Source organism: Maricaulis sp. (assembly GCF_048270095.1).
Classification (GTDB): domain Bacteria; phylum Pseudomonadota; class Alphaproteobacteria; order Caulobacterales; family Maricaulaceae; genus Maricaulis.
The window spans coordinates 47,368-60,072 of record NZ_JBLWTL010000014.1 but is presented as its reverse complement, the minus strand read 5'-3'; the positions used below and the strand labels follow the sequence as shown (position 1 = coordinate 60,072).

The 12,705-nt window shown below is 60.9% G+C and carries 15 protein-coding genes; 13 read left to right on the top strand and 2 right to left on the bottom strand.

The features are described from left to right. Positions 1 to 86: 86 nt before the first annotated feature. Entirely contained in the window at positions 87 to 458 is a 372-nt protein-coding gene (locus ACN0YJ_RS09460) for a hypothetical protein (protein WP_417496042.1), read from the bottom strand. Positions 459 to 843: 385 nt separating this feature from the next. On the opposite strand from ACN0YJ_RS09460, the gene ACN0YJ_RS09455 reads away from it, so the two are divergent. From ACN0YJ_RS09455 to ACN0YJ_RS09400, 12 genes are all read left to right on the top strand, one after another. After that, positions 844 to 1,875 carry an alpha/beta hydrolase family protein gene (locus ACN0YJ_RS09455; protein ID WP_417496041.1) on the top strand — a complete coding sequence of 344 codons (1,032 nt, stop codon included), beginning with the start codon at positions 844 to 846 and terminating at the stop codon, positions 1,873 to 1,875. A 322-nt stretch (positions 1,876 to 2,197) separates the two neighbouring features. Further along, entirely contained in the window at positions 2,198 to 2,380 is a 183-nt protein-coding gene (gene rpmF / locus ACN0YJ_RS09450) for a 50S ribosomal protein L32 (protein ID WP_417476045.1), read from the top strand. 181 nt (positions 2,381 to 2,561) lie between these two features. Next, positions 2,562 to 3,833 (top strand): phosphopyruvate hydratase, encoded by a 1,272-nt coding sequence (eno, locus tag ACN0YJ_RS09445; protein WP_417496040.1) that lies wholly within the window; start codon positions 2,562 to 2,564, stop codon positions 3,831 to 3,833. 26 nt (positions 3,834 to 3,859) lie between these two features. Further along, on the top strand, positions 3,860 to 4,642 hold the full coding sequence (locus tag ACN0YJ_RS09440) for a class I SAM-dependent methyltransferase (protein WP_417476049.1): 783 nt from the start codon (positions 3,860 to 3,862) through the stop codon (positions 4,640 to 4,642). A gap of 170 nt (positions 4,643 to 4,812) precedes the next feature. Continuing rightward, positions 4,813 to 5,118 (top strand): FtsB family cell division protein, encoded by a 306-nt coding sequence (locus ACN0YJ_RS09435; protein WP_417476051.1) that lies wholly within the window; start codon positions 4,813 to 4,815, stop codon positions 5,116 to 5,118. Between the two features lie 379 nt (positions 5,119 to 5,497). Next, complete coding sequence (pdhA, locus tag ACN0YJ_RS09430) at positions 5,498 to 6,502, top strand: pyruvate dehydrogenase (acetyl-transferring) E1 component subunit alpha (protein WP_417476053.1); 1,005 nt, start codon at positions 5,498 to 5,500, stop codon at positions 6,500 to 6,502. Positions 6,503 to 6,504: 2 nt separating this feature from the next. After that, positions 6,505 to 6,915 (top strand): nuclear transport factor 2 family protein, encoded by a 411-nt coding sequence (locus tag ACN0YJ_RS09425; RefSeq protein WP_417476055.1) that lies wholly within the window; start codon positions 6,505 to 6,507, stop codon positions 6,913 to 6,915. Positions 6,916 to 6,953: 38 nt separating this feature from the next. Beyond that, positions 6,954 to 8,330: a pyruvate dehydrogenase complex E1 component subunit beta gene (locus ACN0YJ_RS09420; protein WP_417476057.1), complete on the top strand. Its 1,377-nt coding sequence runs from the start codon at positions 6,954 to 6,956 to the stop codon at positions 8,328 to 8,330. A 91-nt stretch (positions 8,331 to 8,421) separates the two neighbouring features. Next, on the top strand, positions 8,422 to 8,730 hold the full coding sequence (locus tag ACN0YJ_RS09415) for a hypothetical protein (protein ID WP_417476059.1): 309 nt from the start codon (positions 8,422 to 8,424) through the stop codon (positions 8,728 to 8,730). Then, a complete protein-coding gene (locus ACN0YJ_RS09410; protein ID WP_417476061.1) occupies positions 8,727 to 9,149 on the top strand; it encodes a GFA family protein in 423 nt (140 codons plus the stop codon). The genes ACN0YJ_RS09415 and ACN0YJ_RS09410 overlap by 4 nt, the downstream gene beginning before the upstream one ends. A 15-nt stretch (positions 9,150 to 9,164) precedes the next feature. Then, the gene (locus tag ACN0YJ_RS09405; RefSeq protein WP_417476063.1) at positions 9,165 to 10,481 is read left to right on the top strand and encodes a pyruvate dehydrogenase complex dihydrolipoamide acetyltransferase; all 1,317 of its coding nucleotides are present in this window, start codon (positions 9,165 to 9,167) and stop codon (positions 10,479 to 10,481) included. 238 nt (positions 10,482 to 10,719) lie between these two features. Then, entirely contained in the window at positions 10,720 to 11,502 is a 783-nt protein-coding gene (locus ACN0YJ_RS09400; protein WP_417496039.1) for an acyl-CoA thioesterase, read from the top strand. Here ACN0YJ_RS09400 and ACN0YJ_RS09395 read toward each other — a convergent pair. Next, positions 11,499 to 12,179, bottom strand: coding sequence for a 2OG-Fe(II) oxygenase (locus tag ACN0YJ_RS09395; protein WP_417496038.1), 681 nt, complete (start codon positions 12,177 to 12,179; stop codon positions 11,499 to 11,501). The genes ACN0YJ_RS09400 and ACN0YJ_RS09395 overlap by 4 nt on opposite strands. Before the next feature lie 141 nt (positions 12,180 to 12,320). On the opposite strand from ACN0YJ_RS09395, the gene ACN0YJ_RS09390 reads away from it, so the two are divergent. Beyond that, on the top strand, positions 12,321 to 12,692 hold the full coding sequence (locus ACN0YJ_RS09390; RefSeq protein ID WP_417476068.1) for a cupin domain-containing protein: 372 nt from the start codon (positions 12,321 to 12,323) through the stop codon (positions 12,690 to 12,692). The last annotated feature ends 13 nt before the right edge of the window (positions 12,693 to 12,705 follow it).

The window sequence follows — 12,705 nt, the reverse complement described above, 5'->3', positions numbered from 1 at the left end:
CGGGGGCACGTCCCGCTTTTCACTCAAGACCCACTGTGTTGCGCTCACCGGTTGAATCCCAAGTGCCTCCGTTTTCTACTTTTTTTTCAGAGCCCGTCTTCAGGAAAAGTCAAATAGGTTTCATTCCCCTCGTGTACGATTACAGCTTCGATCTGCAGATCAAGGTCAATGCGAGCTTCACATTGTTCCGTGTCAATGATGAATTCATGCCCGACGACCTTCACATCTGACCAAGTGGATTTCAGTTCCGGCACCTCCACCTTCGTTTCATCTTTATTCTCACAATAAATATGCCGCTGATATTTGCTATTTTTGTCGATGATTTTGAATTCCTTTATAAATACGACATGTATATCACCAAGCATAACCCGAATGTAGTACGGATCCACAATGATTTGGCTTGGCGACATTGGTAATCGTTTCCGGATTACACCGAGTGTTAGTTCATTTTTGGTCACAAGATCGCTCTACATTTCCTCGACAACCCATTGGGTTATGCGTATAAGCAGCCTCTCCAAGTCTGCTTTTGTAAATACGGATGGGCTGTCCATTCGAATTGTAGACCACATAGTACCCATTTGGATAGTTCGCAGCGTAGCTCTGGTTGGGGTGAGCGCCGCCGCTTCCGGTGCCAGGCGGCATAATCCGCACCGCATTTACCCAGCCACTGTGTCTGGGCTCCTCTGCCCTCGCGGGACGTAGTACTATACCCTGCGGGACGAAATAATCGGGGACACATACCGTTTTTCAATCAAGGCTCACTGGAAAACCGGTACGTGTCACCAATTATTGCGCCAATTATTCCATGGAACCACATTCAATTCTCCAAACATTGAGGCCGCTATGTTTCCAGCTTTCGTATCGCTCGCCTCCATTCTGGCTCTTCAGCCGTCTGGCGCTACTGATCTTACGGTTCACCGGGTCAATAGCGTGGACGAGCGCGAGATCGTCTTCTACGTCGACCGCCCCGCCGCTGACGGTGCGATGCCGCTGCTTGTTATGGTCGACGGATCCGGTTGCGTCGGCCAGCGGCGGCCCGCATTTGAAAACCTCTATGCTCCCGGGGCGGATCAGGAGCACCGTTTCGCAAGGCTTCGCGTGGAGAAGCCCGGCGTGGACGCCAGCGCGAGCGGTGAGCCTTGTTCAGAGACATTTCTGCGTCACTATTCCATCGATGATCGCGTCACAGATCACCTCCGGGTGCTGCAGCACCTAGCGGCAACCGCCGACTGGTGGGATGGGACGCTTTATATCTGGGGGTGGTCAGATGGTGCCGATATTGCAGCGCAAATCGCCATCTACCGATCTGATGTGGACCGCATGATTCTCGGGGCGGTCGGCGGAGGGCTGACCTTCACCGAGCTTTTTGAGGACTATTGGGCATGCCGGGCCGATCAAATGCCTGAAGCCGCCCGGGAGCAATGTGTCAATGGACTACGAGCGCAGTTCACGGAGATCGAGAATAATCCGACCTGGCAGGAGACATGGGGCGGCGAAGACAATAGCTGGCGGGTGTGGGAATCACGTCTCAGGAGCCGGTTGATTGATCCGCTTTCTGACCATCAGTCACCCTTCCTGATTGTTCATGGATCTCAAGACTACGACTCGGTCCCGGTTGAAAGTGCGCGCCGACTGGTTGAGGGCCTTGAAGCCAACGAAAACAATCACTTTGAGTATTGGGAGATCGCTTGCATGGAACATGTCTGGCGAAACATGAGCGAGGCGGACGGGGCTCGCTTGGAAACGTCAATGCTAAATTGGCTTTTCGGCGATCCTGACACTGCACCCCATCACCTCCTGGATCCAACACATTCACGCCCGTCTACGCCGCCTATGCGGGCTGAGGCACCAATCTGTGAGCCGAGTGCAAATTGAGCCGCAATAGTTGGTGACAGGTGCAATATTCGCGAAGGCGCCCCCGTTTTTCACAGCGCGGCACACGTCCATTGTCTATCGTGTTGAGGAGAAAAAGGGCGGCGTCGTGATGCAGTCGACCTAAGTTCAAAATGAGATATCGTGTCTCGTGATCGTGCGGTCTGCGGCGTCGCCCACAAAAGGTTAATACACCTGTTGGCGCTGAATGTCACGATGATCCGCCCCGCGCGCTTGCGCAGCCAGTTCGAAGCGGCTATACGGCGCGGCTCTAACGGGTGGTTTTGGCCATCTCTAACCGTATTCAGAAATCGTGGAGAGCCTGATGGCCGTCCCTAAAAGAAAAACTACGCCGTCCAAGCGCGGCATGCGCCGCGCCCACGACGCCCTGTCCAATCCTGTCTATGTCGAAGACAAGGACAGCGGTGAGCTGCGCCGTCCGCACCATGTCGATCTGAAGTCCGGCATGTATCGCGGCCGCCAGATCCTCGACGTCAAGGACGATTGATTCGTCCCGTCGCGGCACCTGATGGTGCTGCGCGCTTGAATTTTCGCAGGCGCGTTCCGGAAACCGGGGCGCGCCTGTTGCGTTTCAGCCGTGAACGGGCGCGATCTGCCAGCTTGGGCTTTGCCTCGCGCCTGGCTTTGTCTATGAAGCGCCCAATATCACCCGCCCGGAGCCCGACCCCATGACCGCCATTACCGACATCATCGCCCGTGAAATCCTCGACAGCCGCGGCAATCCGACCGTTGAGGTCGATGTGTTGCTGGAGGATGGCAGTTTCGGCCGTGCCGCCGTGCCCTCGGGCGCCTCGACCGGGCAGCATGAAGCGGTGGAAATGCGCGATGGCGGCGATCGTTATGGCGGCAAGGGCGTACTCAAGGCGATCGCAGCGATTGAAGGCGAGATCTTCGAGATGATTGGCGGGTTTGATGCCGAGAACCAGCGCCGTATTGATGCGGCCCTGATCGAGCTTGATGGCACGCCCAACAAGTCGCGCCTCGGTGCCAATGCGACGCTGGGCGTCTCGCTCGCCGTCGCCAAGGCCGCTGCGGAGAGTTTCGGCCAGCCGCTCTATCGCTATATCGGTGGTCTCAATGCGCGCGTCCTGCCGACCCCGATGATGAATATCATCAATGGCGGCGCCCATGCCGACAACCCGATCGATTTCCAGGAATTCATGATCATGCCGGTTGGCATGGAGAGTTTTTCGGAAGCCCTGCGCTGCGGCTCGGAAATCTTCCATGCGCTGAAAGCGCGCCTCAAGGCCGATGGCCTCAACACCAATGTCGGCGATGAGGGCGGGTTTGCGCCCAATCTCTCTTCGGCCGAGCAGGCGCTCGACGTGATCATGAAGGCGATCGAGGCCGCCGGTTACAAGCCGGGTGAGGATGTCGCCCTGGCGCTCGATGTCGCTTCGACGGAATTCTTCAAGGATGGCAAATATGTGCTGGCCGGCGCCGGCAAGACCCATGACAGCGACGCCTTCGCGGCCTATCTGGAAACCCTGGTCAATAATTACCCGATCATCTCGATCGAGGATGGTATGGCCGAGGATGACTGGGAGGGCTGGAAAGCCCTGACCACGCGCCTGGATGGCCGTTGCCAGCTGGTCGGCGATGATCTCTTCGTCACCAATCCGGAACGCCTCGCCCATGGCATTGAAGTGGGCGCCGCCAATTCCATCCTGATCAAGGTCAACCAGATCGGCACGCTGTCGGAAACCCTCGATGCGGTCGATATGGCACTGCGCTCGGGCTATTCCGCCGTCATGTCACACCGCTCCGGCGAGACCGAGGATTCGATCATCGCCGATCTCGCTGTCGCCACCAATTGCGGACAGATCAAGACCGGCTCGCTGGCGCGCTCGGACCGGACCGCCAAATACAACCAGCTCCTGCGCATCGAATCCGAGCTCGGCGATATGGGCGTCTATGCGGGCGCCAGCGCGATTAGTTAGGCCGTCAGGGCCCCGGGGGGGCGTTCATGGATATTCACCGCCATAATGCCGCCGCCTGGAATGCGGAATCGGACAGCGGCGACAGCCCCTGGTGCCAGCCAGTCAGTGCCGAACTGATTGCCGCGGCCCGGCGCGGCGACTGGTCGGTGATTCTCACGCCCAACAAAGCTGTCCCGCGTGACTGGTTCGGCAGGATTGAAGGCGCGCGCGTGCTGTGTCTGGCCGGTTCGGGCGGGCAGCAGGCACCGGTTCTCGCGGCGGCGGGGGCTGATGTCACCGTGCTGGATATCTCGGCATCACAATTGGCCAAGGATGTGTTCGTGGCCGAGCGTGACGGGCTCGAGCTGACCGTGATTGAAGCGGATATGACGCGCCTGTCGGACCATGTCAGCGGCACGTTCGATCTCATCTTCCACCCCGTTTCCAACCTCTTCATTGCCGATCTGATCCCGGTCTGGCGGCAGTGCGGGGCGGTGCTCAAGCCGGGCGGGCGCTTGCTGTCGGGCTTCGTCAATCCGGACTTCTGGCTGTTCGATCATGATGAACTCGACGCGGGCGGACCCCTGCAGGTCAGGCACCGATTGCCCTTCAATGCGGCGCGGGATTTGCCGGATGCGACGGTCCAGGCCCGAATCAGCCAGCGCGAGGCGCTGGAGTTCAGCCATAGTCTCGAAACCCAGATCGGCGGCCAGATCGAGGCCGGTCTGCTGATCGCCGGGTTTTACCAGGATGACTGGTCAGACGCGGCGACACCGCTCAATGCCTATATGCCGACCAGCTTTGCCACACTGGCCGTAAAGCCCGGCTGACCCGCTCTTGCGACGCCGCGGGCGGACGTCCGGCGAGAGCTGATTCGGCGGCAATTACGGCCCGGTTCTTACCGGGGCCTGAATCCCGGATTCACGCTTCTTAAAGCCTGATCGTGTTCAATCATGCTCATCAAACAGGCCGCAAAGGCCGAAAATCAGGGTGTGTGGCATTGGACGCGATCAAGCGTATTCTTCCCAGCTGTTTTCTGGCCGTCGCCATTGCCTATTTCGGCTTCCATGCGCTGACGGGCGAGCAGGGCGTGCTCAACTGGATTGTCGTCAAGAATGAGCTCCACGCCGCTGAAATCGAACTGGCCGAAACCCGTTTCGAGCGCGAGGCGCTGGAAACAACAGCGGCGCGGCTGCGCTCTGACAGTCTCGATCTCGACTATGTCGAGGAACGGGCCCGCACCATATTGAACGTCGCCCACCCGCGCGACTTCATCGTCGAGATTGCCACCGACGACCGCCGTTGAGCGGGCTTTAGCCGGCCAGCCTCAAGCGCTGTCTCACCATCCCTGCCATCAAGTCAGTGCCGGTAACACGATCGCAATTGCGAGGCCGTCACCAGCTCCGACCGCTTCGCGGCCACCTCTTCCATCAAGGAAGAGGAGGGTGATTAGCGATGACGGTCAGCCCGGTCTCCCTCCTCTTCCTTGATGGAAGAGGTGGCGCCGAAGGCGACGGAGCTGGTGAGGATGACGGGCGCAAGGGTGTTGTTGTGGCGACGTGTCCCCCGTCGCTTTCCCCGCACTGGCGAGATGTCGCGGCGCGGCTTGCCCCGGACCGGGGGTATCTGATACATGGCGAGAGCGATACAGAGGAGCGCGGAACATTTGTTTCGTGTACGAATGAATGGCTGCCAAGCGCAAAACCACCAAAACGACCGTTCAAGCCGCCGGCAAGGATCAGCTGCTGAAATACTATTCCGAAATGCTGATGATGCGGCGTTTCGAGGAAAAGGCCGGCCAGCTCTACGGCATGGGCCTGATCGCCGGTTTCTGCCACTTGTATATCGGCCAGGAAGCCGTCGTCGTCGGTGTCCAGGCGGCGCTCGAAGAGGGCGACCAGGTCATCACCGGCTATCGCGACCACGCCCATATGCTCGCCTGCGGCATGGATCCAAACGGCGTCATGGCTGAACTGACCGGGCGCGAGGGCGGCTATTCGCGCGGCAAGGGCGGCTCGATGCACATGTTCTCGCGCGAGAAGCATTTCTATGGCGGTCATGGCATTGTCGGCGCCCAGGTGGCGCTGGGTACCGGTCTCGGGTTTGCGGATCGCTACAAGGATAATGGCAAGATCTCGGTCGCCTATTTCGGTGATGGTGCCGCCAACCAGGGTCAGGTCTATGAAAGTTTCAACATGGCCCAGCTCTGGCGGCTGCCGGTCGTGTATGTGATCGAGAACAACCAGTATGCCATGGGGACTTCGGTTGGCCGCGCCTCCTCGGAGACCAAGCTGCACAAGCGCGGCGCCTCGTTCGGCATCCCCGGGTTTGAGGTCGACGGCATGGATGTCGAGGCCGTGCGTGCCGCCGCTGAAAAGGCAGTCGAGCATGCCCGCTCCGGCGAGGGCCCGGTCATTCTCGAGATGAAGACCTATCGCTATCGCGGCCACTCCATGTCGGACCCGGCCAAATACCGCACGCGTGAGGAAGTCGACGATATCCGCTCGCACCATGACCCGATCGATCTGATCCGCAAACGCCTGGTCGAAGGCGGCCATGCATCTGAGGATGATCTCAAGGCGATCGACAAGGAGGCGAAGGCCGTGGTCAATGCCGCCGCCGAATTCGCCAAGACCTCGCCGGAACCCGATCCGGCCGAGCTCTACACCGACGTATTGCTGGAGGCGTGAGCATGACCCCGCAAGTGAAGCACTTTCTCGAAAACTGGCACACGGCCGTGCGCAACCGCGATCGCGACCTGCTCGACTCCATCATCGCCGAGGGCTGTGAATTGCATTCGCCGGTGGTCTGGAAGCCGTCCAGTGACAAGCACTACCTGTTGCACATCCTGATGGGGGTGATCTCGATCGTCGAGGATTTCGACTACCGCAAGCAATGGGTCGACGGGAATATGCTCATCCTCGAATTTACCGGCACCGTCGACGGCAAGGGCCTGCTCGGGATCGACCGGATTACCGTTGATGATGAGGGCCGGATGTGCCGCATCGAAGTGTTGATCCGTCCGCTCAACACGCTGATCGAATTTGCCACACGCATGCGCGAGCACGCCCTGCGCTACCAGCCGGAAGCGGCCAATAGTTGAGCGCCTCGCCCGTTCTGAGCTTTGACAGGAATTGACCGATGTCGATTGAAATCCTCATGCCCGCCCTTTCGCCAACCATGGAAGAGGGCACGCTGGCCAAATGGAATATCAAGGAGGGTGACAGTGTCACCTCCGGCATGGTGATCGCCGAGATCGAGACCGACAAGGCGACGATGGAAGTCGAGGCGGTCGAGGAAGGCGTGGTCGCCAAGCTTCTCGTCGCCGAGGGCACCGAGAATGTGAAGGTCAATGCCGTGATCGCGATCCTGGCCGAAGAGGGCGAGGATGCGGGCGCGGTCGAGGCGGCGCCGGCTGCCAAGGACGAAGCGCCTGCGGCCGCGAAGCCCGAGGCCAAGGCCGACGCCGCGCCAAAACCGGCCGCGACGCCCGCGCCTGCGATGAACGATCCCGAAATCCCCGCCGGCACCAAGATGGTCTCGACCACGGTCCGCGACGCCCTGCGCGACGCCATGGCCGAGGAAATGCGCCGCGACGACACCGTCTTCGTGATGGGCGAGGAAGTGGCTGAATACCAGGGCGCCTACAAGGTCACGCGCGGCCTGCTCGACGAGTTTGGCGCGCGGCGTGTCGTCGACACGCCGATCACCGAGCATGGCTTTGCCGGTCTCGGCGTCGGCGCGGCCTTTAACGGTCTTCGCCCCGTGGTTGAATTCATGACCTTCAATTTCGCCATGCAGGCGATTGACCACATCATCAATTCCGCCGCCAAGACGCTCTATATGTCCGGCGGCCAGATGGGCTGTCCGATTGTGTTCCGCGGGCCCAATGGTGCGGCATCACGCGTGGGCGCCCAGCACAGCCATGATTACTCGTCCTGGTATGCCAATGTGCCCGGCCTGAAAGTCGTTGCGCCCTATGATGCCGCCGACGCCAAGGGCCTGCTCAAAGCCGCAATCCGCGATCCCAATCCGGTCGTCTTCCTCGAGCATGAAATGATCTATGGCGAAAGCTTTGATGTGCCCGACGTCGAGGACTGGATCGTGCCGATCGGCAAGGCCAAGGTCCGCCGCGAGGGGACCGACGTCACTATCACCGCGCACAGCCGCATGGTTGGGTTCGCGCTCAAGGCCGCCGAGATCCTGGCCGATGAGGGCATTTCCGCCGAAGTGATCGATCTGCGCACCTTGCGTCCGCTCGACACCGACACCGTGGTCGCCAGCGTCAAGAAGACCAATCGCATCGTCTGCGCCGAAGAGGGCTGGGGCCGGATGGGCGTCGGCGCCGAAATCGCTGCCGTCGTCACCGCCGAAGCCTTCGATTATCTCGACGCCCCGCCCGCGCGCGTCCACCAGAAAGACGTGCCTTTGCCCTATGCCGGCAATCTGGAAAAGCTGTCGCTGCCGGGCGTCGATGACATTGTGCAGGCGGTGAGGGCCGTTTGTTATGTGGGATAGGGTCTTTCGATCTGCTGGATTGTCCGACCCCCGCGACCTTCTGCGTCCGGGCGTAAACTGGCGATTGGACGAAACCCGGATGGACGGCTCGATGATGGAACTCGCCCTGCACGTACCTGGCGGCACCGAAATCCGCAGGATTCGATTCGCTCCCGTCTATTTCTCCATCGCCGACGAGTTTGCGGAAGCGTATTCAGGCCTGCAACATGAGTATCAGGCGAAAATGAAGGCAGGGGGCGATGACCGAACCGTCGGTGGTGTAGGCAACCAGATCGGGACCAATTTTCCGAGCGTGGCGTCCGATTATAGTGATCTGCACGCGTACCAGCTCTCAGCGATGGAGTGGCATTTGCGCTTTGTGAGCAGAGGCGCGCCGCAGGTCGAGGTTTCGACTAGATGACCAACGCCCAACCCAAATCCGTCCGCCATGGCGGCTGTCATTGCGGCGCCGTGCGTTTTGGCGCGCAATTGCCGGATAATGTCGTGGCATTGTCGTGCAATTGTTCGATTTGCGCCAAGACCGGCTTTATCCATGTCATCGTGCCGGGCGCGGATTTCCGCATCACCCAGGGCGAGGACATGCTGACCGAATACCGTTTCAATACCGGCCAGGCGAAGCATTATTTCTGCCGCCAGTGCGGTGTGGAAGCCTTCAACGTACCGCGTTCGCATCCCGATGACTGGTCGGCCAATCTGCGTTGTTTCGACAAGGATGCCGGCCTGCTGCCGCGTTTCCAGGAATTCGACGGCGCCAATTGGGAAGCCAATGCCGCCAGCATCAATCCCGACCTGCCCCCCAACCAAGCCAATGACGCCTGAGGCGAGGATCTAATCATGTCGATCGAAATCACCATGCCCGCCCTGTCTCCGACGATGGAAGAGGGCATTCTTGCCAAATGGCATGTCAAAGAGGGCGACAAGATCGAGAGCGGCATGGTGCTGGCCGAGATCGAGACCGACAAGGCGACGATGGAAGTCGAGGCCGTCGATGAAGGCGTGATTGGCAAGATCCTGGTCGAGGAAGGCACGGAAGGCGTCAAGGTCAATGCCGTGATCGCTATTCTGCTGGAAGACGGCGAAGACAAAAGCGCGCTGGACAAGGCGCCAGCGCCGGCTGCGCCTGAGGCCAAAACCGCCTCCACAAGCTTCGCTGATCGTGCCCCGGCAAGCCAGGCAGAAAAGCCTGCCGAGCCGGTATCTTCCCCCGTGAGCGGGGGAAGTGGCGGCAAAGCCGCCGATGGGGGCGACCGTCTCAAGGCCTCCCCGCTCGCCAAACGCATCGCCGCCGACAAGGGCCTGGACCTGAGCTCGATCAAAGGCTCCGGCCCGCATGGCCGTATCGTCAAGCGCGATGTCGAGAATGCCCAGCCGGGCGCCGAGCCAGCGACGGCGTCCGCGCCCGCATCAGCCCCGGTCGAGATTGACCACGACGCACCACTGGCCCGCTATGGCATTGCCGCGGATCGCTATGAGGTGGTCAAGGCCGATGGGATCACCAAGATCGCTGCCAAGCGCCTGTCGGAAAGCTTCCGCGATATCCCGCACTTTCCGCTCAACGTCGATTGCCGCATTGACGGCCTGCTCGATTTCCGCAAGCGGATCAATGAAGCGGCCGGCGAGGGCGTCAAGGTTTCGGTCAATGATATCCTGATCAAGGCGGCCGGCCTGGCACTCAAAAAAGTGCCGGCCGCCAATGCCTCCTGGATCGAGGATGGCCGTATCGCCCTGCACAAGCACGCCGACGTCTCCATGGCTGTGGCGATCGAGGGCGGGCTGATCACGCCGATCATTTTCGACGCCGATCGCAAGGGCCTCGTGGAAATCTCCGCCGAGAGCAAGGATCTCGCGGCCCGTGCGCGGACCCGCAAGCTCAAGCCGGAAGAATTCCAGGGCGGCACCTTCTCGCTGTCCAATCTGGGCATGTTCGGCATCCAGTCCTTCTCCTCCATCATCAATCCGCCCCAGGGCATGATCCTCTCGGTCGGCGCTGGCGAACAGCGCCCGGTGGTCACCAACGGCGCGCTGGCGATTGCCACCGTGATGACGGTGACGTTGACCTGCGATCATCGCGTTGTGGATGGTGCGACGGGCGCGAAATGGATCGCGGCGTTCAGGACGTTTGTCGAAGATCCGATGACGATGTTGATGTAGGGCACCACCCCTCATCAAAACAAACCGTTGTCATCCCTGACGGATGCCCCGCGAATGCGGGGCGCAGATCAGGGACCCAGACGCCCGACGTATCGCGATCCAGATGTCGTCGCACCGAATTTCGCCCGCCCAGCCAGCTGGCTTTGCCTTGGCGTTTCTGGGTCCCTGATCTCCGCCCCCGATCAAGTCGGGGGCATCCGTCAGGGATGACAACGTAATTTTGGAATAGGATAGCGTCATGACCCAGCCCGCCAATCTCGCCGAAATCCGTCATGTCGACCTCGTGCAGCCGCACCAGGCCAATCATCTCGGCAGTTATTTCGGCGGCGCCGCGATGGCGCAGATGGACAAGATTGCGTCCTTGGTCGCGGCGCGCCATGCCCGGCGCCCTTTTGTCACGGCCTCGTGCGACCGGATCGATTTTCGCGCGCCGGTGTTTGTCGGTAATCTGATCGAGTTGACCGGACGGGTAAATCTGGTCGGGCGCACCTCGCTGGTGGTCGATGTCGAGCTCTCGGCCGAGGATATGGCGACCGGTGAGCGCCATATCTGTACCCAGGGCGGTTTCACCATGGTCGCCCAGGACCGCAAGACCAATCCGGCGCGCCTGCCGCCAGCCCCCGACCGCCTGATCGATTTCGCAGCCTCGCCGGCGGGTTCGGCGCGTGTCCTTGAACTGGTCTTTCCCGGCGACACCAATACGCTGGGTCAATTGCTCGGCGGCAATGCCATGTCGCTGATGGGTAAGGCGGCGCAGATCGCGGCCTCGCGTCACACCCGCAGCCAGGTCGGCATGGCGGCGTCGAACAAGATTGATTTCATCGCTTCGACGCTCGAGGGCGAATTGCTCGATGTCACCGGCCAGGTGATCTCGGTCGGGCGCACCTCGATGCGCGTCGCCGTGCGGGCTGACGCGGAAAACCTGATGACCGGTGAGCGCCGTCTGGTTGGTGAGGCGGAATATGTGATGGTGGCGCTGGACGAGGCCGGCCGCCCAACCCCGGCCAAACCGCTCGACTAGATCGGCGCGAGGGGCAGCACTTTCGTCTGCAGCGCCGGCGCACGGCCCAGATCATTACAGCGATGCCAGCCGGCAATGGAGAAGCGAGGGGCGAGGGCAGGGGTGACCTCGTGCGGGATTTCCTCGCTGAGAAAGACGGCGAAGGTGCCGAATTCCGGCACGATATCGGCGATCACGCTGTCATCGGCTTCGTCATAGAGGCGCAACAGGCCGCCATCGGCGGTCTGCCAGCCCGCATTGAGATAGAGCACCGAAGACAGGATGCGATTGCGCGCGCCGCGGAAACTGTCGAGATGCTTGCGGTAGAAGCCCCCCGGCTCATAGACGGCGTAATGCGCCTCGAAGGCAAACAGGCCGAGCGCCAGGCGCTGGTTGAGCTGCAGGCGCAGGCTTTCGGCGAAATCGAGCCAACCGCGCTGGGCAGGGCTCTGGCCGTCAAACCAGCGTGTTTTGTCGCGCCGGATCTCGCGCACCAGTTCATGATCGCCGGCGCGGCCAATCCCGGCCCGGCTGAGCGCGTCCGCCTGCCAGAGCGCTGCGGCTTCATCGCGCAGAGCTGTGAGCAGGGGCATGTCGATCAGCGATTGCCGGGACCAGCCCTGACGGGTGAGGTCGGCGCACAGGCTCGCCGCATCAAAGGCGGGAAGGCCGGAGGGGATGACGGTGTGCAGGCTCAAGGTCAGGCGTCCGATCACAAAGAGTGCGGCGCTTAGGCCCCCGCCAGATCATGGTCAATCGAAATGTGTGACAGCGCGCGGCTTGCCTAGCTGCGCGGCGCACTGGATTGTAGCGCAACAAGACACGACTCGGAGGGGCTGATGCCGGTAGAAACAATATCCCTGGTGGCAAAGCACGCCCTGTTTGATGATGTCTGGGCTCCAAAACGGGTGGCCAGGCTCGACAATTACGAGGTCAAGCTGGCCAAGGGGACCGGGGTCTTCGACTGGCATGCCCATCTCGATGCCGACGAGCTTTTCCTGGTCACCCGCGGTAATCTGCGCATCGAGATTGAGGATCAGGATCCGGTCATTCTCGGCCCTGGTGAATTATGCGTGATCCCCAAGGGCGTGCGCCACCGGCCGGTCTGTCTGACGGACGAGGTCCATCTCATGTTGCTCGAAAAGGCCGGGATCGTGAATACTGGCGATAACCCCGACAGCGATCTGACCCAGACCATCGAGGATATCTAGGGCGAACGCGCAC

Excerpts from the sequence above, each read along its gene's own strand:
- ACN0YJ_RS09455 (WP_417496041.1), top strand. The coding sequence starts at position 844 with ATGTTTCCAGCTTTCGTATCGCTCGCCTCCATTCTGGCTCTTCAGCCG.
- rpmF (WP_417476045.1), top strand. The coding sequence starts at position 2,198 with ATGGCCGTCCCTAAAAGAAAAACTACGCCGTCCAAGCGCGGCATGCGC.
- eno (WP_417496040.1), top strand. The coding sequence starts at position 2,562 with ATGACCGCCATTACCGACATCATCGCCCGTGAAATCCTCGACAGCCGC.
- ACN0YJ_RS09440 (WP_417476049.1), top strand. The coding sequence starts at position 3,860 with ATGGATATTCACCGCCATAATGCCGCCGCCTGGAATGCGGAATCGGAC.
- pdhA (WP_417476053.1), top strand. The coding sequence starts at position 5,498 with ATGGCTGCCAAGCGCAAAACCACCAAAACGACCGTTCAAGCCGCCGGC.
- ACN0YJ_RS09425 (WP_417476055.1), top strand. The coding sequence starts at position 6,505 with ATGACCCCGCAAGTGAAGCACTTTCTCGAAAACTGGCACACGGCCGTG.
- ACN0YJ_RS09420 (WP_417476057.1), top strand. The coding sequence starts at position 6,954 with ATGTCGATTGAAATCCTCATGCCCGCCCTTTCGCCAACCATGGAAGAG.
- ACN0YJ_RS09415 (WP_417476059.1), top strand. The coding sequence starts at position 8,422 with ATGATGGAACTCGCCCTGCACGTACCTGGCGGCACCGAAATCCGCAGG.
- ACN0YJ_RS09410 (WP_417476061.1), top strand. The coding sequence starts at position 8,727 with ATGACCAACGCCCAACCCAAATCCGTCCGCCATGGCGGCTGTCATTGC.
- ACN0YJ_RS09405 (WP_417476063.1), top strand. The coding sequence starts at position 9,165 with ATGTCGATCGAAATCACCATGCCCGCCCTGTCTCCGACGATGGAAGAG.
- ACN0YJ_RS09400 (WP_417496039.1), top strand. The coding sequence starts at position 10,720 with ATGACCCAGCCCGCCAATCTCGCCGAAATCCGTCATGTCGACCTCGTG.
- ACN0YJ_RS09390 (WP_417476068.1), top strand. The coding sequence starts at position 12,321 with ATGCCGGTAGAAACAATATCCCTGGTGGCAAAGCACGCCCTGTTTGAT.